The organism is Terrimonas rubra (assembly GCF_042686025.1).
Lineage (GTDB): Bacteria > Bacteroidota > Bacteroidia > Chitinophagales > Chitinophagaceae > Terrimonas > Terrimonas rubra.
The window spans coordinates 1,366,922-1,392,120 of the sequence record NZ_JBHUOZ010000001.1 but is presented as its reverse complement, the minus strand read 5'-3'; the positions used below and the strand labels follow the sequence as shown (position 1 = coordinate 1,392,120).

Below are 25,199 nucleotides of genomic sequence, written 5' to 3'. Positions count from 1 at the left end.
ATGCATATAAAAATAGTCGGTGTTATTATTTTATCTTTCGGACTGCTTGCCTGTACAAAGGAAGCAATTGACCGGTTCACCGGTTTTCGCAAGCCGGATCATTTTCCCCAACCTGTTTATAATGTAACAGGTAACCCTGTAACCAAAGCTGGTTTTGAACTGGGCCGGAAATTGTTTTACGAACCCCGCTTATCCAGGGATAACAGTATTTCCTGCGGCAGTTGTCATATACAATCCGCTGCCTTTACCCAACACGGTCACGATGTAAGTCATGGTATTGATGATCGTTTGGGCAGGCGTAATTCCCCTCCTATCATGAACCTGGCATGGATGCCTGCTTTTATGTGGGACGGAGGCGTATTTGATCTTGACCTGCAACCCATTGTACCCATTACGGCACACGAGGAAATGGACGAGACCATACCCAATATTTTGAATAAACTGCGGGCACACCCAGGTTACCCGGACTTATACCAGCAGGCCTTTGGTACAAAAGAGATCACCACTGCCAATACCATGAAGGCACTGTCACAGTTCATGATCATGTGTATCAGCAGCGAATCAAAGTATGACAGCGTAATGAGAGGGCAGGCCAAATTCAGTGTAGAGGAAGAACAGGGTTATGTATTGTTCAGGCAGCATTGTAATAGTTGTCATACCGAACCCTTGTTTACTGATCATTCCTTCCGGAATAACGGTATTGCCATTGGCTCAAATGATGATGCGGGCCGTTCGGAAATAACATTGAACCCGCTGGACCGTTATAAATTCAAGGTGCCCAGTTTGCGTAATTTACAATTCACGGCACCCTATATGCACGACGGCAGGTTTTATACTCTGCCGGCAGTGCTGGACCATTATAGTGAACAGGTTCAAAATACACCTAACTTAGACCCTTTGTTACAACAGTCCGGCCGCTTGGGCATTAGTTTAACAAAAGATGATAAAACAAAACTGCTTTCATTTTTAAGAACATTAAATGACAGGGAGTTTATTACCAACCGGCTGCTGGCAGAACAATAACTCAGAATATTTAACTAAACGCATCATAAAAATATAAACGATGATAAAAACAATATGTATCAGCCTGCTTATACTGGTTATAATGGGTTGTAATAATGAGCAAACAACTGCACCGAAAGCAGGTACCGATCACTCGCTGCACCAGATGATCGGGAGCAGCAATAGTTATATTGATAGTTTGAATAACGGTTTTATAAAAGAAGATACGCTGAAAGGAAGCCCGCACCGTACTGCCATGAACACCATTAACGGCACCCATGTACATATAGAATACAGCTCTCCCGGGGTTAAGGGCAGGGTTATCTGGGGCGGGCTGGTAGCATATGACAAAGTATGGGTAACAGGTGCACATGCCGCTACCACCATCCGGTTCTATAAACCGGTAGAGATCGCGGGCAAAGAAATTCCGGCCGGTACCTATGCCTTGTTCACTATTCCGCAAAAAGAAAGCTGGCAGGTGATATTTAATACCCATTACGATCAGCACCTGGCCGATGAGTACAATGAAAAGGATGATATTGTCCGGTTAACAGTTACCCCTGAAAAAGATACGATGACCCAACGCCTTACCTACTCGGTAATGGCAACCGGTGAACATACCGGCGCGGTGATCATGCGCTGGGAAAACATAAAAATCACCATCCCTTTCAAAACAATCTAGTACATGAAGAAGCTTATTTTGTTATTACTCGTTTTAACAACGGGTCAGCTGTTGCATGCCTGTGATATATGCGGTGCAGGTACAGGCAGCGCCTACATGGGCATATTACCCGATTTTAAAAAACGTTTCATCGGCTTAAGGTACCAGCATAATGGAGTAAGGTATCATTTAGGCCCCGGAGGTTCCTCCACCTATCTTACCACCACAGAACGGTTTAATATTACCGAGCTATGGGGCGCTGCCAATATTGGTAAACGGTTCCGGCTGGCCGCTTTTATTCCTTATAATTTTATTGAACGTACCAATCAGCAGGAAAACAGGCATACGCAGGGCCTGGGCGATATGACGGTGATCGGTTATTACCAGTTATTCAATAGTCAAAAAATATATAGAATCAAAACACTGTCGCAATCATTATGGATCGGTGGCGGGTTAAAGGCTCCCACAGGAAAATACAACCCCGAAGAAAAGAATATCGGCCAGTCTTCACTGAATACTTTTCAACTGGGTACAGGCAGCTTTGGCTTTTCATTGCATACCATGTATGATATCCGGTTACAGAACCTGGGGATCAATGTTAATGCCGGGTACAAAATAAATACGTCCAATAAATACGATTACCGGTACGGCAATAAATTAACCCTGAATATGCTGGGTTATTACCGTTTTGCCATAAATGATAAGATCACCATTTCTCCCAACAGCGGTATTTTATATGAAACGGCTTCAAAAGACCTGAAAACAAAGGATATACAGGTTTGGGAAACAGGGGGGCATTCTTTAATGGGAACTATCGGTACTGAAGTTAACATCGGGAATGTTAGCCTGGGGGCTAATTTTCAAACGCCGGTAAAGCAAGCCCTGGGAGAAAATAAGGTAAAGGCAAAAAACAGGGGTATGCTCCATGTAAGCTTTACATTCTGATATTTTACGGGTAGAACTGGTTGTACGCTTATTTTGTATAACCAGTTCTTTATCTGCCAACAGCCTAAAACGCCCTGTTTTAGCAGCTTTTCCCAAATCCGTAAATGCCGGACATGACAATACCATTACATTCGCGGCTCAACTGTTAACACGATATGTCAACCGTTAAAAAACGTAGTACCTGGCAGGTGATCAGGAAACTGGCAAATGATATTCATTTATGGCTGGGCCTCGCGAGCGGCTTAATCGTAATAGCCGTTTGTTTTAGCGGCACCGTGTATGTGTTTAATACCGAACTCACAGAAAGAGCCGCCCCGCATTTGTATACCGTTAAAGCCGAACCAGGCAGCACACTAATACCCGTAGATAGCTTATTACAAATTGTTCAGCAGGCTAACCCCGAAGCCAGTATTACCGCTATTACCGTTCCGGCAGCAAAAGATAAGAGCTATCGTTTTGCAGTAAAAAAAACGAATGATAAAAACAGCCGGAATGTAACACAGTTTGTCAATCCTTATACCGGCACTATTTTAGGCAACAGCAATGAAAAAAACGGGACCAAGGAGTTCATGGGCACCATGTTCAGCCTGCACCGCTGGTTATTGCTGGACAAGATAGAACAACCCATTTTTAAGAACATGACCAACCGCGAGCTGGGCAGCATGATCACCGGCTGGGCCACCATTATTTTTACATTGGGTTGCATTACCGGTCTTATTATCTGGTTTCCGCAAAAAGTAAAATACTGGCGCCAGGGATTAAAAATAAAATGGAAGGCCAACTGGAAAAGAGTGAACCATGACCTGCATAATACCCTGGCATTTTATGCGCTGTTGTTTTTACTGTTGATGGGATTGACCGGGCCACAGTGGTCATTTGACTGGTACCGTACCGGCCTGCAAAAAACATTGGGTACTTACCAGCCCAAAGCAAAAGAGCAGGATAAAAAACCTGCAAAGGACAAAGTAACAGACAGCAGTTTTACCACCCTACACATTAACGAATATATAGCAGCTGCTGGCAAAGCCCTTCCTTACAAAGGTGATTATAGTATCAGCCTGCCGGAACAACCGGTTAAACAGGTGAACATCAGTAAATACAAGACCGGATTTTTTGCACCCGCGGCAGCCGATAAACTCACTATTGATGCGGTGAATAACAGCGTAACCAAAAAAGACATCTTTAAAGACAAGCCTTTTAATGAACGGGTAGCAGGATCTATCAAAGCCATTCACGTAGGAAATGTATATGGCATGTTTACCAAGATCATTTATTTTATTGCCTGTTTAATAGCCACTACCCTGCCTATTACCGGTACACTGATCTGGTTAAACAAGTTAAAAACAAAACGCAGGCAGCAGCGCAACCGGGTGATAACCCCGTTACCCTTAGCTCCCGAGAACCTGGAAGGAGACCGTTGAGCTATATTTTGCAGCACAAGTGTGCGACGCAAGGAACGATGACCGGAGTTATGCTGACCGTAACCAAAAAATGGCAGTGAAACCGGCTTAATACTAACCATTCATAACAAATATTTAGCACCGGTAGGCATTCAGCAATTATTTTCATAAGTTTGGCAATACTCAACTTTTTAACTCATGAGAAAAATTGCCCTTTTACTCCCGGTTGCCGCATTGGTATGCAGTAGTTTATTTGCTCAACCCCGTTCGCAGGGTGGCGGTGCTCCCGGAGGCGCTGCACCTGCAGCCGCAACGCCACAGGCAGCTCCCCGCGAAGAGAAGAAACAATCTTCGGATATTCCTTTTAACCCGGATGCGACCAGTTCCTCCAATCACGAAGTAACCATTAAAGGTCAGCGTGTGCCTTACAAAGCAACCGTAGGTACCATGCCTGTTTGGGACGAGGATGGCAAAACCATTGCCGGTTTGTTTTTTACTTATTATGAACGTACCGATGTACGTGATAAAGGCACCCGCCCTTTGGTTATTTCCTTTAACGGCGGACCGGGCACTGCCTCTGTATGGATGCATATTGCCTATACCGGACCTGTGCTGATAAAGATTGATGACGAAGGGTATCCTGTACAACCTTATGGTTTTAAGGAGAACCCGCATTCTATATTAGATGTGGCCGATATTGTATTTATAGACCCTGTAAACACAGGCTTCTCCCGCATTGTGGGCAAGGACGTTCCCAAAACAAAATTCTTTGGTATCAACGCCGATGTAAAATACCTGGCCGAGTGGATCAACAGCTTTGTAAGCCGTTACAACCGCTGGTCATCGCCCAAATACCTGATCGGTGAAAGTTATGGCACTACCCGTGTATCTGGTTTGGCACTGGAATTACAGGAATCACACTGGATGTACCTGAATGGTGTGATACTGGTATCGCCTACCGACCTTGGCATACAACGCAGCCCGGCACAGGCCGCTGCCCTGCGTTTACCCTACTATGCGGCCACTGCCTGGTACCATAAAAAACTACCTGCCGATCTGCAGCAAAAAGACCTCACCGCTGTACTGCCCGAAGTAGAAGCTTTTACCATGAACGAACTGGTGAGTGCTATTAATAAAGGCAGCCTGTTAAGCGATGCGGAAAGAAAAGTTATTGCCGCTAAAATGGCCCGTTATTCCGGCATTGCCGAAAGCATTTACCTGCAAAACAACCTGGACGTATCTACCAATTTATTCTGGAAAGAGTTATTACGCAAGGAAGGATTTACTGTAGGCCGCCTGGATTCGCGTTACCGTGGTATTGATAAAAAAGATGCCGGTGAGCGCCCTGATTATAATGCGGAACTTACTTCCTGGTTACATGCTTTTACACCACCTATCAATATGTACCTGCGTGAGGAACTGAAATACAAAACCGATGCCCGTTATTATATGTTTGGGCCGGTTAATCCCTGGGACAGGACCAATGACCGCACCGGTGAAAATTTAGGCCGTGCCATGAGCACCAACCCTTACCTGCATGTGCTGGTACAATCAGGTTACTATGATGGCGCCTGCGATTATTTCAATGCCAAATACAATATGTGGCAAATTGATCCTGCCGGTAAATTATCCAGCCGCATCAGCTGGGAAGGATACCGCAGTGGTCACATGATGTATTTAAGAAAAGAAGACCTGGCCAGCAGTAACGAGCATTTACGCCAGTTCATTAAAAAATCAACTCCAAAGCCGGGTGAACCCGCTAAATATTAATCAGGCAGATTGTTTAATAAAGAAGCCCCATCTTAAGATGGGGCTTCTTTATACGATCCATTATTTTATCCCTCATTCAATGCTTTGGCTACGGCGCGCATTTCTTCCACTGTACCCATACTTAAACGCAGCCACTTGGTGCCTTCTTCAAAAGTACGGGCGCCAAAGATGTTACTTTTTTCCAATACGGTTTTTAAATCCTTATGATAACGGGTAGCATCAAAGTACACAAAGCTGGTATACGAGGGTATATAACGCAACCCATGTTCGCTTAATAAATAGTAGAATATTTTTTTAGCCTTTTCATTTTCGGCTTTACAGTAAGGTATAAAACTTTTGTCCTCCATGGTAGCCAGCGCACCTGCCAGCGATACGGCGCTGGCGCCTGCATTGGCCCAGGGTTGCAGATCGGCCAGTTGTTTTGCTGTATCCGCATGTGCCAGTACATACCCAACCCTTGCCCCTGCAAGTCCGTATACTTTTGAAAATGTTTTGGCGATCACCAGGTTAGGATGTGTATTTACCAGGTGTGCCATGGAGGGTTCGTCACTGAACTCCGTATACGCTTCATCCAGCAATATAATAATATGTGCCGGTGTGTTTTTTATAAACGCTTCCAGCTCCTTTGCAGGAATGATCGAGCCAGTAGGATTATTAGGGTTGCAGATATAGATCAATCTTGTAGTAGCATCCACGGCAGCCTGCATCTTAGGCAGGTCTGTTACTTTATTTTCTGTTAAGGGAATTAAATTAACAGGAAGTCCAACCCGTTTAGCAGCCGGTATCCATAACCTGAAAGTAGGATCAGGTGCAATGGCGGTTCCTTTTTGTAAAGCTGCCCAGGTGGCCGTTACGCCCAATAGTTCAGATGAGCCGGCGCCTATTACTACATTATCCTTATTAAGCTTAAACAACTCACCTATCCTCTCCCGCAGTTTGGTGGTAACATCCCAGGGGTAACGGTTACTCGAAGCCACGGCATCTATCATGGCTTTTTTAGCCAAAGCGCTGGGACCATGCGGGTTTTCGTTGGAGCCGATACGGATAATTTTTTCGTTAAGGGGCAACTGCTTTATTTTATCATCAAACAGGCCGGCAAATGCGTCGCGGCTTATTGCAAAAGCAGTAGCGGCCATTGCCGTTCTTTTCAATAGTTCCCTCCGTTGCATAACAATTGATTTGCCTCTAAGTTACATTTTTTAAGGTGTAGTTGCCGATACTGCTTAACGGTAAATAGTAAAGTTTTTATAAGTAAACACCACCGTTGCAGGAATATTATTGCCATAAAACGCCTGATCCTCCCGGTAATCGCAGGGTAAAGGTTATACCACTTTTTATGCACTACCGTTTTGAGGGTATTGACAGGCATTTTTCCGGGTTGTACATTTACCGTAAAATCACTAAACAATGAAACGCAAGCACCTGTTACTCTGTCTTTTTGCTTCCCTGTTTTTTGTAACGGCCATTGATGCACAAAAGCAGTTAAGCAAACAATTAAGTTTATATATTCCCGGCGAAAACGGCAGCAACTCCGGCGCCGTGGCCTGGCACCCAAAGTTTAAACGCTATTACACATCCATGATCGGGAACGCCACTTACCCGATGGCCATATTCAGCGACAAAGGACATTTAATTGATGGTAATTTTGAAGCCGGTGCCGACCTCCGGGGTTTATGGTATAATGCCACTACCAAACAGATCGAATACAACTGTTATGCAGAAGGTGGTGTAGGCCATTATATTTTAAATACAACAGGAGAGATCATTAACCGGGAAACCGATAAAGAAGGCAGCTACCAACCCACAGACCAATCGGTGGGCACTTATAACGATAAGGACAAACGCTACCTTTTTCCCGACAATAAGTTTATAGTGTATAGCTATAAAACCATTGGCGGTGAACTGGAAGGCCGCACAACCCTGTACCTGAACTGCAGCAGCAAAAAACAGGCAGATGAGTTAAGTGACCAGGATATGGAAGACCGCCAGGCTGAACGTAATACCACCGTATTATATACCGGTATTAAGGATAGCGAGTATGCCGTATTAAATGCCGATATGAAAGTAATTGAACTCTACAGTGCCAAAACCGGTTTAATGACCGATAAAAAAAGATTACCCGAGAGCTTTAGTACGCCCCTGTATTATTCTTTTAATTTCAGTTACGCCAATGGCTACTGGTGGTTTTTTAATAAAGATAACCGTACCTGGGAAGGCTATAAATAATTAACGTTTAGCTGGTTTTAAAGCAGGTTGTTGTAAGTAATCCAGGGTAAGCGAGGTTAAGGACCTTACACCTAATACAAAACTGCTTTCATCAATAAAAAAATCGGGAGTATGGTGTGGCGCTGCCTGTGCCGCACTTACTTCTTTTGGCATAGCGCCTAAAAAGAAAAACAGGCCCGGCACTTTTTGCTGGTAAAAACTAAAATCCTCCGCGCCGGTCTGCAGCTCCACCAGCGATACAAACTGGTTACCGGCCACACGTTGTAAAGTAGGCAACATCTTTTGCGTCAGTGCACTATCGTTATTTGTTACCGGGTATAAAATATCAATATCCACATCGGCGCTGGCACCGGCACTTACCGCAATATTTTTTGCTACCTCGTTAATACGTTTATGGATCAGTTGCTGGTGATCCTTATTATAGGTCCTGATAGTGCCGATCATCTCTACTTTTTCGGGAATAATATTCTGGCGTATACCACCATGTATGGCGCCAATACTCACCACAGCGGGGTTCTTGGTAATATCTATATTGCGGCTGATAATAGTTTGCAGGCCGTTGATGATCTGTGCCGAGGTTACAACAGGATCAATACTGGTCCAGGGCCGGGCACCATGACTTTGTTTTCCATGTACCGTTATTTTTAATTCATCTACCGCGGCCATAGTAGGTCCCGGACGGTAAGTAAGCGACCCCACCGGTGTAATAGAGCTGATATGCAGGCCGAATATAGCCGCCACATCCGGGTTTTTCAATACACCCTGCTCTACCATCTGTTTGGCTCCATAGGTATCCAGGCCGCTGATGCCCTCTTCGGCAGGTTGAAAAATAAACTTAATGGTACCCGCTATTTCATTACGCATTCCGGCCAGTATCTCGGCCACACCCATCAGGATGGCCACATGCGCATCATGACCACAGGCATGCATAACACCGGTTTCCTGGTTATTAAAACTGGCTTTTACGGTTGATTTAAAGGGAAGGTTGCCACGTTCCGTTACCGGCAAAGCATCCATATCGGCACGTAAGGCAACCACAGGGCCCGGCTTGCCTCCTTTTAAAACACCTACCACACCGGTAACCGCTACGCCTTCCTGCACATCTATACCCAGGCTTTTTAAATGGGCCGCTACAATACCGGCTGTACGTTTTTCCTGGTTACCCAGTTCAGGGTGTTCGTGGAAATCCCTGCGCCAGCTGATCACTTTTTGTTCCAGGGCAGCAGCAGCGGCATCCACTTTTGCCTGCCATTTGGGTTGTGCATACACCTGTGCGCCTGTAAATACCAATAAAGCGGCTAATATCGACTTCCGTATCATAAGCAAAGTTTTGTAACAGCAATTTACTTTAATACGGTTATACCTGTACACTTAATTTTATTATCATCCGGATCCTTACACCAGTGCAAGGTCTGAATACTATATACTGTATACTACATAATTAAGATTATCCATGATACATCTTTCTTCCTTATTTAGTCTCTTTGCACAAAATGGCGTAGCTTTTCTAAAAATTTCTGATATGAAATCCTCAATCGATATGGAAGTATGTTCCTTCTCTGATTTTTTACATCAACAGCATCCAAAGGTGAAAGACCTCACTGACCTTAGTGCCGAGCAAATAAGCGAGAGCCGGAAACAATATATTGACGAACTGCTGCATGCCGAATTAGGCGAGTTGAACGATGTGGAGAAAATGGTGGCCAAAAGTATCCGCCAGAAACAACTGACCATTTCCCATAAACACAAAAATAACAAACCGCCCAGCTTTGGGGATAAGCTGGCGGATAAGGTAGCAGCTTTCGGGGGTAGCTGGAATTTCATTATCCTCTTTATGGTGATCCTGGTGGTGTGGATGCTGATCAATGCCTTTCTGTTTCATAACAAAGGCTTTGACCCCTATCCTTTTATTTTACTTAATCTTATACTCTCCTGTGTGGCAGCGTTACAGGCCCCGGTTATTATGATGAGCCAGAACCGCCAGGAAGCCAAGGACCGTGAACGGGCCGAGCATGATTACAAAGTAAACCTAAAAGCCGAGGTGGAAATACGTATGTTACATGAAAAACTGGACCATATTTTACTGCACCAGAACAAGCGCTTATTACAGATACAGGAAGTGCAGATGGAAATGATGGAAAATATCGGGAAGAAATTGGGGAATTAGATAATTAGCTAATTTGAAAATTTGGTAATGAGGTTGCCGGACTATTGTTAGCCTTGGTTCGTGTCTCACGAACCTCCACATATAAGTTTTAAAATAGTATGAAAAACAAGCTGCCTTTATTTCTTACAATTGCTATCAGCCTGGTTTTATTAATGATAACTTACTCCTTTTGGGGACAGTTGCATACTTTATTATTACCAGTTAGTGGCAATGGATTTTATACAGCCCCCCCCTTAGAGAAAACATTTGTAAATCATGTACTGTTTAGTATCGCTACAGGCCTGATGCCTTTGATTGTATATTGGACTTGGAAATATGCCCCGGTTACCGGGAAACAAAAAAGAATAGGCACTGTTCTGGTCATACTACTCTCAATTACCCTTACAATTATTTTTCATCGTTACCAGGTAACCGGCATGATAAATCATACCCTTAACCCGGCTTTACAGGCGGGTATTCCCTTGTCCCAGGTCCATTTTGAAAAATATCTCCTTTCAGGCTTTGTTGCCGGCGTTATTATTTCCTGGTTTTTATTACGGGAAACAAAATACCAATCCGCGGTTCGGGAAACTGGAACCGCGACATAAAGTATAGTTCGCGGCACCATGAACCACAATCATAATATACAGGCCCTTCTCCAGTAGCGGGAGACTGCAATGGTCAGGCTCTCAAGTACCGGAAGTTATCTGTAAATCGGGTCACGGTTCGTGAGACACGAACCGAACTTAATATTAAATTGTACGCTGACCTCCCCTTTAGGGGCCGGGGGGTGTGTGCCGGCCCTGTCCTTCTGCCAGTTTGTCCCATTTACCTGCTTTGGAACAGCTATTGCTAAGATGGATTGTCATTTGTAAAAAATTGAACCATTATGCAAGAAAAAGGTACTATCTCCATACATACGGAGAATATTTTCCCCATTATTAAGAAGTTTTTATACTCCGATCACGAGATTTTCTTACGTGAACTGGTTTCCAATGCCGTAGATGCGACACAAAAGATCAAACGCCTTGCGTCATTAGGTCAGTATAACGGCGAATTAGGCCAGTTGCAGGTAGAAGTGAGTTTTGACGAAAAAGCGAAGATCATCACCATCAGCGACCGTGGTATTGGTATGACCGGTGATGAAATAAAAAAATACATCAACCAGATCGCCTTTTCGGGGGCTACTGAGTTTGTAGAAAAATTTAAGGATGCTAAAGATGCCAACGAGCTGATCGGCAAATTTGGTTTAGGTTTTTATTCTGCCTTCATGGTGGCCGATAAAGTAGAGATCGAAACCCTTTCTTACCAGGAAGGTGCCACACCGGCCCGCTGGGTATGCGATGGCAGTACCGAGTATGAGTTAACCGAAGGCACCCGCTTACAGCGTGGTACCGATATTATATTACATATCAACAGCGAATCGGAAGAGTTTTTGCAGCAGCAGAAATTACAGGAGATACTTACCAAGTATTGCCCCTTCCTGCCCATCCCTATTAAATTTGGTACCCGTACCAACTCGGTACCTGATGGTGAAGATGCAGAAGGTAAACCCAAATACAAACAGGTTGAGATCGATAATATCATCAACAATACCCACCCTATCTGGGTTAAACAGCCCGGTGAATTAAAGGATGAAGATTATTTAAACTTTTATAAAGAGTTATATCCCTTCTCCGATGACCCCCTGTTCTGGATACACCTGAACGTTGATTATCCTTTTAACCTCACTGGTGTATTATACTTCCCCAAGGTGAAAAAAGATGTGGAGCTGCGACCCAACAAGATCAAGCTGTTCAGCCGCCAGGTATTTATTACTGATGAGGTAAAAGATATTGTACCGGAATTTTTAATGTTATTACATGGTGTGATCGACTCACCGGATATCCCGCTGAACGTATCGCGTAGCTTTTTACAGGCCGATGGCAATGTAAAAAAGATCAACACCTATATCACTAAAAAAGTAGCCGATAAGCTGGCCGAACATTTTACAAAAGACCGTGCAGGTTATGAAGCCAAATGGGAAGACATTGGCCTGTTTGTAAAATACGGTATGATCACCGATGAAAAGTTTTATGAAAAAGCCCAGCAGTTTGCTTTATTACAAAACACCAATAAAGAAAACTTCACTTTAGAAGAATACCATAACAAGGTTAAAGAAAACCAGACCAATAAAGACGGCCAGCTCATTTACCTGTACACTAATGATACCGGTAAACAGGACGGTTTTATACAAACCGCTAACAGCAAGGGTTACGATGTATTGTTAATGGATGCACCGCTGGATAATCACTTTATCAGTCACCTGGAACAAAAGCTGGAAAAAACCCAGGTAAAACGGGTGGATGCCGATACTATTGATAACCTCATCAGCAAAACCGATGCACCGCCACTGGCTTTAAGCGAGGAGCAAAGTACAGCAGTAAAAACGGTATTTGAAACTGCCATTGCCAAACCCAATATGCAGGTAAGTGTAGAAGCATTACAGGCCGATGATATGCCGGTAACGGTAACCATGGACGAGTTCATGCGCCGTATGAAAGATATGGCAGCTATGGGCGGTGGCGGTATGATGGGCTTCTACGGCAATATGCCCGATACCTATAAAGTAACGGTGAATGGCAATCACCCCCTGGTGATACGTTTATCGCAACTGGAAAACGAGGAAGAAAAAACGGTACTGGCCAAACAAACATTCGACCTGGCCTTACTGTCGCAGGGTTTATTAACCGGCAGCGAGCTCACCAGTTTTATTAAACGCAGTGTAGCTAAATTATAAACGAAATATAAGAATAGAAAAAGCCGGTAGTGTTAAGTTACCGGCTTTTTTATATTCCCCTCTAGCTTTAACCTTACACCCTACAACTTCTTATGCCTTATACCTTTCCAGACTTAAAACTTATTACTTATAACCCTTATAGGGGCTTTCAACGGTAGCACAACCTTCAGCTTCAGTCCCTGCTGCTCCGGGCTCCGCTTCGCTCCGGTACTTCGCTTTGCTGCGTACTGCCCCTGCGCATCAGGCAGCCTGTCGGCTATAGCAACTCCTTTGATCATACTTATAGGTGTTATAAAATCTCGAGATAACAAAACTCGTTAACATCTGTATAATACCCCATCAAATTCACCTTGGATTTACCAACAGGGAACAGGAATACATTATCAGCCAATTTAGACCGGCCGCCCAGCATTACATTTCCTTTCATTTTTTTAGGACTATCAATTAACATTTTTCGTTCCAGCAATTTCCCATCTGAATCATACACATTGGCAACAGGTACCATTTCTACAACCCGTCGTACCAAACCTATTTGTTTGTCATTAAGTTCTTTTTGCTGAAACTTGGGAATATCCGCATAAACGCAAATAAACTTGTCTTTATATACATAGTTAAAAAACTCTGTAACAGCATCGTTAGCTTGTTTTTTAGGTATCAGTGTCATGTTTGCCTTCCCGTTTGGTGTTATAAAAACATGTATTACAGGACCAACATAATAAAAAGTAGTACCATTCGTTGTGCTGGCAGATGTATGCATATCACCCGATAAAACAATGGTGCCATTTTCCATTTCAGTGATCTTATAACCTATACCACGCCCTAAGAATACAATTTCTCCATTTTTCCTGGAAGCGAAATCAAGATCCAAGATTCGTTGTTTCAGCTCATCCGTATATGGATGGATAGCAGGGCTGGAAATGGATTGGCCAGCAATATTTATCTCACCCAACAAAACACCCCGGTTGCCTTCATCATGTTTTTTAGCAAAATATTCGGCGCTAAAGTACAACTTCGTGCTCGTCCTGGATTCCTGTACACTAAGATATCCCAATGAGAACCCATCCGGCAAATTAATAAGCTTTGATACCCACTTGGTGTTGGCCGTTTGAAAAAAAACGGTTCTGTCATAATCTTTATTTTTATCATCACTATAATACCGGCACACCAACACCTTATTGCCATCGTTCCCTATATAAGTACCTGTAACCTGTATGTTTACCAATTTACCTGGTATAGGTTCTGTTTTTTGAACCACGTTGAGTTCATCGTCTATCACCGTACTCAGTATTTGTGTAGGTGCCACATGAACAATCCACATCTTTTTATCATCTTTTGAAGCAGTATATAAAATATGTGCCTGTTCCATTCTTTTTATAGCGCCCCAGAAGTCCTGATTGTTTTGATCGTGTTCCATAATTTCCTTTGTAAGGGTTACGGACAGGTCATCGGGATTTACTTTGGCTACATACATTTTTATTTTGTTATCATCAGCAAACCGGGAATACAAAACATAAATAGCAGTTGCACCATAATGTACCACCGGGCTAAGCGGTCCTAAATCTTTTTCACCTTTATCAATTGATAGTTTCTTTAACTCTTTAAATGTCTCATCATATTGTGTAAGCTCCAGCTTGTATCGTACTTTTTTAAAGTTTGTTAAATAAGGGGCCTGTGATTTAGTATATTCCATTTCATGCGTGTATAGCTTTTTACCATACCGTTTGAAGGGCGATATACTATTTTTTATGCTTCCCGGGGATGTTAAATTAACATTGAATTGCTGAGCCTGCAGGGTCACGGCCCAACAGATAGTTAAGAACAATAGAAATCTTCTCATAGCTTGCTTGGTGGTTATTATATTTTCAGTTTAAAGTTTGTAAAATATAAAAAGAAATTCAAAAGTTCGTATCATGGAAGCTTTAAAATCCCTGGCTATTTAATTTATTATTCGTTGAGTAAATCGTTTGCACAAATAAACATCTTACAAAGCCCCGTATTTCATCAGTAAAATTTTACTTTTAAAAGAAATACAGGGCTCTATGTTTTCAACCATACGTTACCGTTTTATATATTCTCTTTGTTTGTTATTGCTTGCAACTGTCATTCATGCGCAAGCCAACAGGAACCTGCTGGTACAGGCCGCAACAGCATCACAACTGGCGGGTTACCTCCAACCCAATAGCAAATGGGTTAAATACCCGCTATATGCCGACAGGGCAGGCTGGGATAAATACACCGGTACAGTCAAAGACAGCTTGATCGCCAATGGTACCAAGTTCTTAACCTATCAATGGAAGACGGTACCGGCCACCGCTTATCTTGACTATGAACGTACCGGCACACGCACCACGATGGAAGCGCCGTTAAACAGTAATGTCAATGCGCTGTCATCATTATTAATAGCAGAGCTGGCCGAAGGGAAAGGCCGGTTTATGGATCAGGTAATTGATGGGGTGTGGGCCATCTGTGAGCACTCCTCCTGGACCTTATCCGCTCACCAGGTGGTACAAAAATCACGGCGTTCCCTTCCCGATTTTCGTGAAGAGATCATAGACCTTGTTTCCGGTGATATAGGCTCCTTATTATCCTGGGCCTTGTACCTGTTTAAAGATGAGTGGAATAAAGTTGACCCCGTCATTGCAGCCAAAGTAAAAAAACAAATTACCGACCGCATCATCGTTCCATATTTACAAAGAGATAATTACTGGTGGCAGGCTTTTAATGCCAAACCCGGTGCCACCATCAATAACTGGAATGTATGGTGTAATGCCAATGTATTGGTATGTATGCTGCTGGTGGCGGATGATAGTGTTCGGACCAAAGGTGTATACAAGACCATGCAAAGTGTAGATAAATTTTTAAACCATGTAAAAGAAGATGGCGCCTGCGAAGAAGGCCCTTCCTATTGGGGACATGCTGCCGGTAAGCTGTATGATTATTTACAGGTATTAAACGAAGCCTCAGGCGGTAAAATAAATATCTTCAGTTATCCCATGATTAAAGACATGGGCGAATACATCAGCCGCAGTTATGTAGGTAATGGCTGGGTAGTAAACTTTGCCGATGCTTCGGCCAAAGGCGGTGGAGAAGCCGGTTTGGTATACCGTTTCGGACAGGCGGTGAACAGTAATGAAATGAAAGCCTATGCTGCTCACCTGGCACAAAAAGAAACGGCCCGTGAGTTCATCTATGAAGGCCGGGATTTTTACCGTACTATAGAGAATATACAAACCTATACACAGGTAAAACAAACTACGCCTGCTTTATCAACGGCTCCTTACACCTGGTATCCGCAAACCGAATTCTGTTATATACGTAATAATAACTTCTTCTTTGCGGCGAAAGGTGGATTTAACAACGAAAGCCATAACCATAACGACGTCGGTACCTTTTCGCTTTATTATAAAAATATTCCTTTTATCATTGATGTAGGCGTGGGCACTTATACCAAAGAAACATTCAGCAGTAAACGGTACAGCATCTGGACCATGCAGAGTAATTACCACAATGTTCCCTTCATCAATGGAAAGGCACAGCCATTTAGCGCACAGTACAAAGCACAACAGTCGAGGTTTGATCCTAAGAAAAGTACATTCTCATTAGATCTTACCCAGGCCTATCCCAAAGATGCCGGCATTAAAAAATGGGACCGCCGGTTTAGCTTACAGGCTAATAGCCTGACTATTACCGATGATGCTGTATTAACCCAGGCCGACAGCACCACCGCTTTCCACCTGATGAGCTGGGCCAAACCCGTAATAGAAAATAATGGTAGTATTGTTTTGGAAAAACAAAGCGAAACAATCTCTATTAAATACGACTCCAATTTACTGGCGGCAACATACGAGACCATACCGGTTACCGATCCCCGCCTGTCCAATGTATGGGGCAAGGAAGTGTACCGGATAGTATTAACGGCAAAGAATAAAAAACTAAAACAGCAGTATAAAGTTGTTATCAGTGGTAAGTAACCTAATGCGTTTTTACGAGGTCATAACCTTTCATTTAAGCATAATTAATAAAAAAAGTCCACCTGAATGGGTGGACTTTTTATTTAGAGGACTGTAATTTATAATTTAACCGGTGCATATTTAGGTACCAGTGATTTCATGATCACCCAGCCAATTAAATACGCGACCGCACAAATAGAAAAGATGATCATATAACCGGAATCAATTCCATTCACCACTTCCACACCTGTTTTTTTAATGGCTTTCAGAAATTCTTCCAGGTTTCCTATCTTACTACCAAGAACGGCAGTTTGCTGTTCATAAAATGCTTTAGCAGTTTCAGCCTGTTGCAGTTCCGGGTATTTTTCCAATAATTTTACTCCGCCTACTTTACTCCAGTTCAACTGTGTAAAATCGAATAATACACCGGAACCTTTATTAATTAAATAAGATCCTAAACCACCTGCCATACCACCTATCCCGGTAATGGTTGCAATAGCCGATTTAGGAAACATATCCCCTACTGTAGAAAAGATATTTGCACTCCATGATTGGTGGGCAGCCCCGGCTATACCAATAATAATCACCGGTATCCAAACTGAATAACTACCCAGGGGTTGTGCTAATAAAGCTAATAACGGGAAAAACGCAAATATTAACATGGCACGCATACGTCCTGCATACGGGTTCATTCCTTTCTTATCAACAAAATAAGTAGGTAGCCAGCCTCCAATAATAGATAATAAAGTGATAAAATACAGTACAAAAATCTGGGGCCTGCTTTCCATTGAATTTAATCCGTAAACTGAACTTAAATACGCCGGTGTCCAGAACAGGAAAAACCACCACACACCATCTGTCATAAATTTACCGATAGCAAAAGCCCATGTTTGTTTAAACTTAAAGGCCTGTGAAAATGATATTTTGGGTTGTTTGACAGTTTCTGTCACCACCGGTACTGCTTCTGCCACATCGTCCTGGTTAATATAATCCAGTTCGGCCTTATTAACTTTAGGGTGAACATGTGGTTTTTTATACATAAATATCCAGAAGCCCATCCAAACAAAGCCTAAAGCTCCAATGATGATAAAAGCCATCTCCCAACCCCAGCGAAAAGCGATATAAGGAATTGTTATGGGAGCCAGTAATGCACCAATGGTAGCACCAGCATTAAAAATACTGGTTGCAAAACCTCTTGCCTTTTTAGGAAAATACTCTGCTGTAGCTTTAATAGCCGCCGGAAAGTTACCGGCCTCACCTACCGCCAGCACCACACGAGCCACAATAAATAAGGTTACACTGGTTGATATGATTAAAGAGGTATCCCCTACTTTCGATAATACTTCTTTAGCACCTTCAAAACCTACAAACCACTCACCAGCCACAATACCCGAAGTGGCAATACCACAAAAAGCATGTAAACAGGCGCCGATAGACCATATAAAGATGGCCCATAAAAATCCTTTCTTGGTATCCATCCAGTCAACAAAACGTCCTGCCAGCAGCATAGCACCTGCATATACCAGGGAGAATATAGCTGTAATATCACCATAGTTTTTATTACTCCAGTGAAATTCCGGTTCTATAAAGTCTTTCCAGGTAAGTGATAAAACCTGCCTGTCCAGGTAATTAATGGTGGTTGCAAAAAATAACAATGAGCAGATGGCCCACCTGTAATTGGTCATTTTTGCAGTTCCGTTTTGTTGCAGCATATCGTTTTATTTTTTTACAGCGGCAGCAATATCCATTGCCTGCCTGGTTAAATTGCCGATGGTCGTATAATCCTTTTTAGCTAACAGTTCCTTACTGATCAATTTACTGCCCAAACCCACGGCACATACCCCTGCCTTATACCAGGCGCCAATACTCGCTTCTGATACATCTACGCCGCCGGTAGGCATGAATAACATATTAGGGAATAACTCTTTAATGGCCGATAAAAATTCTACTCCCAGTACATTGCCCGGGAACAGCTTCACCAGTTTACAGCCTGCATTTTCAGCCACATGTATCTCGGTGGGTGTCATACAACCCGGTATCCATAATACTTTGTGTAAATAAGCCACATCACAAACCGTCGCATCAAAAACCGGACTGATCAAAAAATCAGCACCGGCATTGATAAACTTAGTAGCCTGTTCCGCTGTACGGATAGTACCCACCGCCAATACCAGGTCCGGTAAAGCGGATTGTTTTAATGCAACCAGGGCTTTAAAATTTTCAAAAGCCGCTTCTCCCCGGTTGGTAAACTCAATTACACGTATACCTGCACTGTATAAAGTTTGTGTAATTTGTATACACAGTTCCTTATCCTCGTTATAAAACAAAGGCAATACGCCCTGCGCCTTAACGGCATTTATTATTTCTTCCTGTGTCATGTTTATCATCTTTTATACCTTGCTCTTACCTGTTCAATAGTCTGCCGGCTGGCATCACCTATCTCCGATAGTTTGCCTACTGCGGCCGATGCAGCAAAATCAACTATTTCATTGGCAGTGTTATGATGGGTTATGCCATAGATCAATCCACCCATAAAACAATCTCCCGAACCCACTTTGTCCACTATCTTTTCAATATTGTACACCTGTGAGGTGGCAACCGCCTGCCCGTCGTTATAATAAGCCCAGTAATCTTTTTCCAAACGGAAAGTATAAGCAAACTGTTTTGCCCTGGGGTATTGTTGTTTAAATGCTGCTACACTGGTATTGGCCGCTTCTATAAATGTTTCGTTAGCTATGCCTATGCTATCATCCAGGGGCGATTGTATCCCCCCCAGTTTCTCCGCTGCCCATAAATTACCCATCACTACATCACAGTAAGCGATCAGTTCGGGCATCACTTCCGTTGGCTGTTTACCGTATTGCCATAATTTGGCGCGGTAGTTCAGGTCAACAGAAATGGTCAGTCCTTTTTTAGCAGCAGCCTCCAAAGCCTCTTTACAAACAGCCGCTACATTTTCATTTAAAGCCGGGCTGATGGCGCTGAAATGAAACCAGGTACAACCTTCAAGGGCTTTATCCCAGTCAATGGCACCGGGTTGCAATTCCCAGAAAGCGGAATAAGCCCGGTCATAGATCACGCCTGCATTCTTCAGATCAGCCCCTTGTGGTAAATAATAAGACCCGATACGGTTGCCGGAAAAATGAATAGCCCCCGTTTCAATATTTTTAGACCGGATATACTCAATGATCTCCTGCGACAGATAATTATCCGGCAAAGCCGTACCATAACGCACCGGCAACTGCCAGTTGGCCAAAGCCGTTGCCGCATTTAATTCTGCACCGCCCACATATACCGGGATGGTGTTGGTATCGATCCAGGTTCCGCCCAATACCGGGGACATGCGCAGCAATAATTCTCCAAAACAAAAAATCATCAGTATATAGATATATAGTATTCAGTATGCAGACAAACTACATTTAAATTAAGATAAAGCCGCTTCTTTTTTGGCAGGTACTTTCTCGTCCAGTTGCTGCCAGCCGAAATAGTTTTTGGCATTATTAAAGCATATATCCTGTATCACTTTACCTATCCAGTTTATATCGTTAGGCAATTCACCGTTCTCCACCTCTGCCCCAAACAGGTCACATAAAATTCTTCTGAAGTATTCGTGGCGGGGGAAGGATAAAAAGCTTCTTGAATCGGTCAACATCCCTACAAAACGGCTCAACAGGCCCATATTACTCAGGGCGTTGATCTGTTTGGTCATACCATCTTTCTGGTCAAGGAACCACCAGCCTGAACCCCATTGTATTTTACCTACGGCCGATCCGTCGTTAAAGTTACCGATCATGGTAGCCATTAACTCATTATCAGCCGGGTTTAAATTGTATAATATTGTTTTTGCCAAACGGTTATTGGTATCCAGCTTATCCATGAAAGTAGATAAGGAACGTGCCTGCGGGAAGTCACCGATCGAATCCCAGCCGGTATCTGCGCCTAAGGAACTTAATAAACGGTTATTATTATTACGCAAAGCACCCAGGTGAAATTGCTGTACCCAGCCCTTCTCCCAGTCCCACTCGGCAAAATGCAGTAACATGGCCGAACGGAATTTACGCTGTTCCAGCTCCCCTAATTCTTTACCGCCATGTATCTTGCTGAAAATAGTATCGATCTCCGATCCTGTGAAGTCTTCCGCATCAATATTCTCCAAACCATGGTCGGATACATTACAACCCATCGACGCAAAAAAGTCGTGACGGTTTTGCAAGGCATATAAAAAATCATCAAAGGATGAAATAGCGATATTGGTAACGCCTTCCAGCTTTTTTACATATGCATTGAACTTAGCTGCACTGCTTACATTCATGGCATTGTCCGGGCGGAAAGCCGGTAAAATCGGAATTTCAAAACCATCTTCTTTTATCTGTGTATGGTATTCCAGCGAATCAACAGGATCATCGGTAGTGCATACCAGCTTCACATTCATCTTACGTAACAAATTACGTACGCTGTACTCCGGTGTTTGCAGTTTAGCTGTACACTCGTCATATATTTTCCTGGCGGTATCTGCATTTAAAATATCATGCACATCAAAATAACGTTGCAACTCCAGGTGTGTCCAATGATATAAAGGATTACGTAAGGTATACGGAACGGTCTCTGCCCACTTTTCAAATTTTTCCCAGTCGCTCTTATTACCGGTAGCAAAACTTTCATCCACACCATTGGAGCGCATGGCACGCCATTTATAATGATCGCCGTATAACCACACCTGCGTCAGGTTTTTAAACTGCGTATCTTCTGCAATTTGTTGTGGCGGTAAATGACAATGATAATCAATTATAGGCATGTGTTTGGCAAACTCATGGTATAACCGTTCTGCTGTTTTGGTATTCAACAAAAAATTCTCATCTAAAAACTTTTTCATACGCTCCTTATTTTAATAATCTCTATAAGTTTCTTTTTACTTTTTTTGTTACCAGCTGTAGTAACACAGATGATCTTCTGTTGCCTCGCACTCTTCATCGTTCTGTTCGCTAATCAGCAGGCTTAACGCAAAATGCTGAATGCGCAATGCTGTAAACCTGCAATTACAAAATGACACTTGCACAATGCTCAATAGCATTACCGGACGTACAAGTGAGTGACACAACTAAAGCTGATAGTAGCAATGCAGTCGATTACCAAAATAAAAAACTACAACGATACGCCACGCTTCCATGGAATGAAATCATCCTGGTTCAACTGCACAGCCTTCGGTATTACCTCGCCGCTGGCAGCTTTGATACAATATTCTAATATTTCTTCACCCATCTGCTCTATGGTCAGGTCACCTTCAATAATGGGTCCGGTATTAATATCAATGATATCACCCATCCGTTTGGCAAGGGCATTATTGGTAGCCACTTTAATGGTAGGACAAACCGGGTTACCGGTAGGTGTTCCCAGGCCGGTCGTGAATAATATCAATGTAGCCCCGCTGGCGGCTTTACCGGTGGTTGCTTCCACATCATTACCCGGTGTACATACCAGGTTCAGGCCGGGCTTAACCGCCGGCTCTGTATAATCCAGCACATCTTCTACCGGTGAGGTACCGCCTTTACGGGCTGCACCGGTACTTTTAATGGCATCGGTTATCAATCCGTCTTTAATATTACCGGGTGACGGGTTCATATGAAAACCGGAGCCTACTTTATGCGCTGCATCATTATAGGCCGTCATCAAATGAATAAACTTCTTAGCCGCCGCTTCATCTTTGGTACGGTCAATTAAATTCTGTTCGGCACCACATAGTTCAGGAAACTCAGCCAATAATATTTTACCGCCCAAACCTACTACCAGGTCAGAGGTATAACCCACTGCCGGGTTGGCGGAGATACCGCTGAAACCATCACTGCCGCCGCATTTAACGCCGATTACCAGCTTATCCAGCGGGGCGGGCTTGCGTTCAATTTTATTAATCTCTATTAAACCTAAGAATGTTTTGCGGATGGCTTCAGTTACCAGCTGTTCTTCACTTTGCGATTGCTGCTGTTCAAAAATATAAAGCGGCTTATCAAAATCCGGGTTTCGCTGCTTGAGGTCTTTTAAGAAATCGGCCACCTGTAAATTCTGGCAACCCAGGCTTAAAACCGTTACACCGGCTACGTTCGGATGATCTGCATAAGCGGCCAATAACTTGCTTAATACACCGGCATCCTGGCGTGTACCACCACAACCACCCTGGTGATTCAGGAATTTAATGCCATCCACATTTTTAAAAACACGGCTGGTATTAACTGTCGATTCTTTTATATCCAGGTCGGCTGTTGCTATGTCGGCGCCGCTTTTATATAACTCTAATAACAGGTGGGCCTTTTGTTTGTACTTATCGGTTACTTCATAACCCAGCTCATTGTACAGGGCTTCACGTATAACATCCAGGTTCCTGTTCTCACAAAAAACCGTTGGAATAAATAACCAGTAATTGGCAGTTCCTACCCTGCCATCGGCACGGTGATAACCATTAAAAGTACGGCCGGCAAATTTTGATACATCCGGCGCCTGCCAGGTATATTCATAAGGTCTGTAATAAAACGGATCCGCCGCATGTTTGGTGTTATCGGTATTCATGATAGCCCCCCTGGGTATATGATACTGGGCCTTACCTACCAGTACGCCGTACATGGTAATAGGATCACCTTCATTCATGTCCTGCATAAAAAACTTATGCTTGGCCGGAATATCATCCACCAATGTATAATTCGCACCATTAAATACGATCTCTTCCCCACGGGTTAAATTTTGCAGTGCCACCAATACATTATCACTGGGATGTACCTGCAATACTCTTTGTTTCATATAGTTATTTTGCCTTGTTTATGTTAAAACCTGGCTACTAAAATACTGCTTTATAAGTGTTGTTACATTTTCTTTTACCGCCTGCTCAAAACCTTTTACCTCGAGCAGGTTATTACCTCCCCATATTGTAGTATCTGATAATATATCTGCCACCAAATCACTGATCTCGTCGTGTTTTTTCCATTTATCAGATAATGCCTGTGCATACTGGCAGGTGATCGTATACGTACGATCGTTTATTTGCCCTTCAAACTCACCTTGTTCATTTTTGTCAATATTCATTAACAGCAGATAAGCGGCAAAACCTACGGCCATCTTCTCAGGTACCTTACCTGTGTTCTTTGCGTAGCCCATGATCAGCGGCACATTCCGCATGAACATTTTAGAAGTGTATTGCACCGCAATGCTTAACCATTTATGTTCCAGGTAAGGGTTTTTATACCTATCCAGTACATTGTTGGCAAAAGTAATGGCCTCATCAGTAGGTACTACTTTATTATCCAGGGCCGGGATGATCTCTTCCTTCATTAACCCGTCAATGAACTGGTAAAACGCTTCGTTATTCATTGCCTCCTTTACCGTAGTAAAGCCCTGTATAATAGCATAGGCACAGGTGAAAGTATGCGAGCCGTTCAGTAAACGCAGTTTCAGTTCTTTAAACTTTGTAATATCCGGCGTAAGCACCACACCCGCATCAGCCTGGCTAAAGGATAGTATTTCTTTTACCTTTTCATTATCGGTTTCAATAGCCCACAGGCGGTATACTTCCGACATGATCATGAGTTCATCCGTATAACCCAGTGCGGCCTCTGTCTGCTCTTGTTCTGCTGCAGGCAATTTGCCCGGTACGATCCTGTCCACCAGGGTATTGCAGAAATAGTTTGACTCCTGTAACCATTGCACAAACGCCTCTTCCAGTTTATTCCAGGCAGCCAACTGTAAAACGATCTGCTGTAGTTTAATACCATTATCGGTGATCAGTTCGGTGGGTAACACTACCAAACCTTTTGTTGCATCGCCGTTAAAAGCCTTGTAACGATGGTATAAAACCGCCAGCAGTTTTGCCGGGAAAGATGAAGGCGGTTCCTGCTCAATACTTTCTTCCACCAGGCTGATACCCACTTCTGTTGTATTGGAAATAATAACCTGCAGCGCTTCGCTTGCGGCTATCTCCAGGATAGCACTCCATTCTGTTTTGGCAGCCAGTACGCGGCTGATAGAGGAGTTAATGATCGTTTCTTCTACCTGTTGACCGTTCTGCAGTCCACGCACACATAAGGTATATAAACCTTCCTGCTGATCAAACGCATCAGCCCCGCCGGTAGCGGTTGATTTAACCACAGCTACACGCCCGTTAAAAATTCCGGCACGGTTTGCCTTATCAATAAAATAATCGGGTAACCCTCTCAGTAATACCCCGGTTCCGAACTGTAATACTTTTTCGGGCAGGGTAAATAAGTTTTCACCGGGAATGATCAATCCATCCTGCGGTTTAATCTGTGCGATATTCTTTGTTGTTAACTGCATCTGGTGT

19 protein-coding genes are annotated in these 25,199 nt (G+C 43.3%); 10 read left to right on the top strand and 9 right to left on the bottom strand.

From position 1 onward, the window contains the following. The 5 genes from ACFS6H_RS05890 (at nt 1) to ACFS6H_RS05870 (ending at nt 5,778) form a co-directional block, all read left to right on the top strand. Nucleotides 1-1,023, top strand: coding sequence for a cytochrome-c peroxidase (locus tag ACFS6H_RS05890; RefSeq protein WP_386096230.1), 1,023 nt, complete (start codon nt 1-3; stop codon nt 1,021-1,023). 40 nt (nt 1,024-1,063) lie between these two features. Then, nucleotides 1,064-1,684, top strand: coding sequence for a DUF2911 domain-containing protein (locus tag ACFS6H_RS05885; protein ID WP_386096228.1), 621 nt, complete (start codon nt 1,064-1,066; stop codon nt 1,682-1,684). Between the two features lie 3 nt (nt 1,685-1,687). Further along, nucleotides 1,688-2,608 carry a transporter gene (locus ACFS6H_RS05880; RefSeq protein ID WP_386096226.1) on the top strand — a complete coding sequence of 307 codons (921 nt, stop codon included), beginning with the start codon at nt 1,688-1,690 and terminating at the stop codon, nt 2,606-2,608. Between the two features lie 155 nt (nt 2,609-2,763). Further along, complete coding sequence (locus tag ACFS6H_RS05875) at nt 2,764-4,029, top strand: PepSY-associated TM helix domain-containing protein (protein WP_386096224.1); 1,266 nt, start codon at nt 2,764-2,766, stop codon at nt 4,027-4,029. Nucleotides 4,030-4,206: 177 nt separating this feature from the next. After that, nucleotides 4,207-5,778, top strand: coding sequence for a S10 family peptidase (locus ACFS6H_RS05870; RefSeq protein WP_386096222.1), 1,572 nt, complete (start codon nt 4,207-4,209; stop codon nt 5,776-5,778). Nucleotides 5,779-5,843: 65 nt separating this feature from the next. On the opposite strand, the gene ACFS6H_RS05865 is transcribed toward ACFS6H_RS05870, so the two are convergent. After that, nucleotides 5,844-6,947, bottom strand: coding sequence for a pyridoxal phosphate-dependent aminotransferase (locus ACFS6H_RS05865; RefSeq protein WP_386096220.1), 1,104 nt, complete (start codon nt 6,945-6,947; stop codon nt 5,844-5,846). Nucleotides 6,948-7,185: 238 nt separating this feature from the next. Between ACFS6H_RS05865 and ACFS6H_RS05860 the strand changes: the two genes are divergently transcribed. Beyond that, entirely contained in the window at nt 7,186-8,004 is an 819-nt protein-coding gene (locus ACFS6H_RS05860) for a hypothetical protein (protein WP_386096218.1), read from the top strand. On the opposite strand, the gene ACFS6H_RS05855 is transcribed toward ACFS6H_RS05860, so the two are convergent. Then, nucleotides 8,005-9,324, bottom strand: coding sequence for an amidohydrolase (locus tag ACFS6H_RS05855; protein WP_386096216.1), 1,320 nt, complete (start codon nt 9,322-9,324; stop codon nt 8,005-8,007). 202 nt (nt 9,325-9,526) lie between these two features. Between ACFS6H_RS05855 and ACFS6H_RS05850 the strand changes: the two genes are divergently transcribed. The 3 genes from ACFS6H_RS05850 (at nt 9,527) to htpG (ending at nt 12,929) form a co-directional block, all read left to right on the top strand. Further along, the gene (locus tag ACFS6H_RS05850) at nt 9,527-10,171 is read left to right on the top strand and encodes a DUF1003 domain-containing protein (protein ID WP_386096214.1); all 645 of its coding nucleotides are present in this window, start codon (nt 9,527-9,529) and stop codon (nt 10,169-10,171) included. Nucleotides 10,172-10,269: 98 nt separating this feature from the next. After that, nucleotides 10,270-10,758 (top strand): hypothetical protein, encoded by a 489-nt coding sequence (locus ACFS6H_RS05845; RefSeq protein ID WP_386096212.1) that lies wholly within the window; start codon nt 10,270-10,272, stop codon nt 10,756-10,758. Nucleotides 10,759-11,039: 281 nt separating this feature from the next. Then, on the top strand, nt 11,040-12,929 hold the full coding sequence (htpG, locus tag ACFS6H_RS05840; protein ID WP_386096210.1) for a molecular chaperone HtpG: 1,890 nt from the start codon (nt 11,040-11,042) through the stop codon (nt 12,927-12,929). 289 nt (nt 12,930-13,218) lie between these two features. Here the strand turns inward: htpG and ACFS6H_RS05835 are convergent, their stop codons facing one another. Further along, nucleotides 13,219-14,619, bottom strand: a complete 1,401-nt coding sequence (locus tag ACFS6H_RS05835) for a hypothetical protein (protein WP_386096208.1) — start codon at nt 14,617-14,619, stop codon at nt 13,219-13,221. Nucleotides 14,620-14,968: 349 nt separating this feature from the next. On the opposite strand from ACFS6H_RS05835, the gene ACFS6H_RS05830 reads away from it, so the two are divergent. Then, nucleotides 14,969-16,900 (top strand): heparinase II/III domain-containing protein, encoded by a 1,932-nt coding sequence (locus ACFS6H_RS05830; RefSeq protein WP_386096206.1) that lies wholly within the window; start codon nt 14,969-14,971, stop codon nt 16,898-16,900. A 98-nt stretch (nt 16,901-16,998) separates the two neighbouring features. On the opposite strand, the gene ACFS6H_RS05825 is transcribed toward ACFS6H_RS05830, so the two are convergent. The 6 genes from ACFS6H_RS05825 to ACFS6H_RS05800 all read right to left on the bottom strand — a co-directional run bounded on the left by ACFS6H_RS05825 (nt 16,999) and on the right by ACFS6H_RS05800 (nt 25,192). Further along, on the bottom strand, nt 16,999-18,591 hold the full coding sequence (locus ACFS6H_RS05825) for an MFS transporter (protein ID WP_386096204.1): 1,593 nt from the start codon (nt 18,589-18,591) through the stop codon (nt 16,999-17,001). Nucleotides 18,592-18,597: 6 nt separating this feature from the next. Beyond that, nucleotides 18,598-19,266 carry a bifunctional 4-hydroxy-2-oxoglutarate aldolase/2-dehydro-3-deoxy-phosphogluconate aldolase gene (locus ACFS6H_RS05820; RefSeq protein ID WP_386096202.1) on the bottom strand — a complete coding sequence of 223 codons (669 nt, stop codon included), beginning with the start codon at nt 19,264-19,266 and terminating at the stop codon, nt 18,598-18,600. Continuing rightward, on the bottom strand, nt 19,263-20,255 hold the full coding sequence (locus ACFS6H_RS05815) for a PfkB family carbohydrate kinase (RefSeq protein ID WP_386096200.1): 993 nt from the start codon (nt 20,253-20,255) through the stop codon (nt 19,263-19,265). The genes ACFS6H_RS05820 and ACFS6H_RS05815 overlap by 4 nt, the downstream gene beginning before the upstream one ends. Nucleotides 20,256-20,303: 48 nt before the next feature. Continuing rightward, the gene (uxaC, locus tag ACFS6H_RS05810) at nt 20,304-21,752 is read right to left on the bottom strand and encodes a glucuronate isomerase (RefSeq protein WP_386096198.1); all 1,449 of its coding nucleotides are present in this window, start codon (nt 21,750-21,752) and stop codon (nt 20,304-20,306) included. Nucleotides 21,753-22,021: 269 nt separating this feature from the next. After that, complete coding sequence (locus ACFS6H_RS05805) at nt 22,022-23,665, bottom strand: UxaA family hydrolase (RefSeq protein WP_386096196.1); 1,644 nt, start codon at nt 23,663-23,665, stop codon at nt 22,022-22,024. Between the two features lie 18 nt (nt 23,666-23,683). Next, nucleotides 23,684-25,192 (bottom strand): tagaturonate reductase, encoded by a 1,509-nt coding sequence (locus ACFS6H_RS05800; protein ID WP_386096194.1) that lies wholly within the window; start codon nt 25,190-25,192, stop codon nt 23,684-23,686. Nucleotides 25,193-25,199 lie beyond the last annotated feature (7 nt).

Coding starts and splice junctions, on each gene's coding strand:
- ACFS6H_RS05890 (WP_386096230.1), top strand. CDS start 1: ATGCATATAAAAATAGTCGGTGTTATTATTTTATCTTTCGGACTGCTT.
- ACFS6H_RS05885 (WP_386096228.1), top strand. CDS start 1,064: ATGATAAAAACAATATGTATCAGCCTGCTTATACTGGTTATAATGGGT.
- ACFS6H_RS05880 (WP_386096226.1), top strand. CDS start 1,688: ATGAAGAAGCTTATTTTGTTATTACTCGTTTTAACAACGGGTCAGCTG.
- ACFS6H_RS05875 (WP_386096224.1), top strand. CDS start 2,764: ATGTCAACCGTTAAAAAACGTAGTACCTGGCAGGTGATCAGGAAACTG.
- ACFS6H_RS05870 (WP_386096222.1), top strand. CDS start 4,207: ATGAGAAAAATTGCCCTTTTACTCCCGGTTGCCGCATTGGTATGCAGT.
- ACFS6H_RS05865 (WP_386096220.1), bottom strand. CDS start 6,947: ATGCAACGGAGGGAACTATTGAAAAGAACGGCAATGGCCGCTACTGCT.
- ACFS6H_RS05860 (WP_386096218.1), top strand. CDS start 7,186: ATGAAACGCAAGCACCTGTTACTCTGTCTTTTTGCTTCCCTGTTTTTT.
- ACFS6H_RS05855 (WP_386096216.1), bottom strand. CDS start 9,324: ATGATACGGAAGTCGATATTAGCCGCTTTATTGGTATTTACAGGCGCA.
- ACFS6H_RS05850 (WP_386096214.1), top strand. CDS start 9,527: ATGAAATCCTCAATCGATATGGAAGTATGTTCCTTCTCTGATTTTTTA.
- ACFS6H_RS05845 (WP_386096212.1), top strand. CDS start 10,270: ATGAAAAACAAGCTGCCTTTATTTCTTACAATTGCTATCAGCCTGGTT.
- htpG (WP_386096210.1), top strand. CDS start 11,040: ATGCAAGAAAAAGGTACTATCTCCATACATACGGAGAATATTTTCCCC.
- ACFS6H_RS05835 (WP_386096208.1), bottom strand. CDS start 14,619: ATGGAATATACTAAATCACAGGCCCCTTATTTAACAAACTTTAAAAAA.
- ACFS6H_RS05830 (WP_386096206.1), top strand. CDS start 14,969: ATGTTTTCAACCATACGTTACCGTTTTATATATTCTCTTTGTTTGTTA.
- ACFS6H_RS05825 (WP_386096204.1), bottom strand. CDS start 18,591: ATGCTGCAACAAAACGGAACTGCAAAAATGACCAATTACAGGTGGGCC.
- ACFS6H_RS05820 (WP_386096202.1), bottom strand. CDS start 19,266: ATGATAAACATGACACAGGAAGAAATAATAAATGCCGTTAAGGCGCAG.
- ACFS6H_RS05815 (WP_386096200.1), bottom strand. CDS start 20,255: ATGATTTTTTGTTTTGGAGAATTATTGCTGCGCATGTCCCCGGTATTG.
- uxaC (WP_386096198.1), bottom strand. CDS start 21,752: ATGAAAAAGTTTTTAGATGAGAATTTTTTGTTGAATACCAAAACAGCA.
- ACFS6H_RS05805 (WP_386096196.1), bottom strand. CDS start 23,665: ATGAAACAAAGAGTATTGCAGGTACATCCCAGTGATAATGTATTGGTG.
- ACFS6H_RS05800 (WP_386096194.1), bottom strand. CDS start 25,192: ATGCAGTTAACAACAAAGAATATCGCACAGATTAAACCGCAGGATGGA.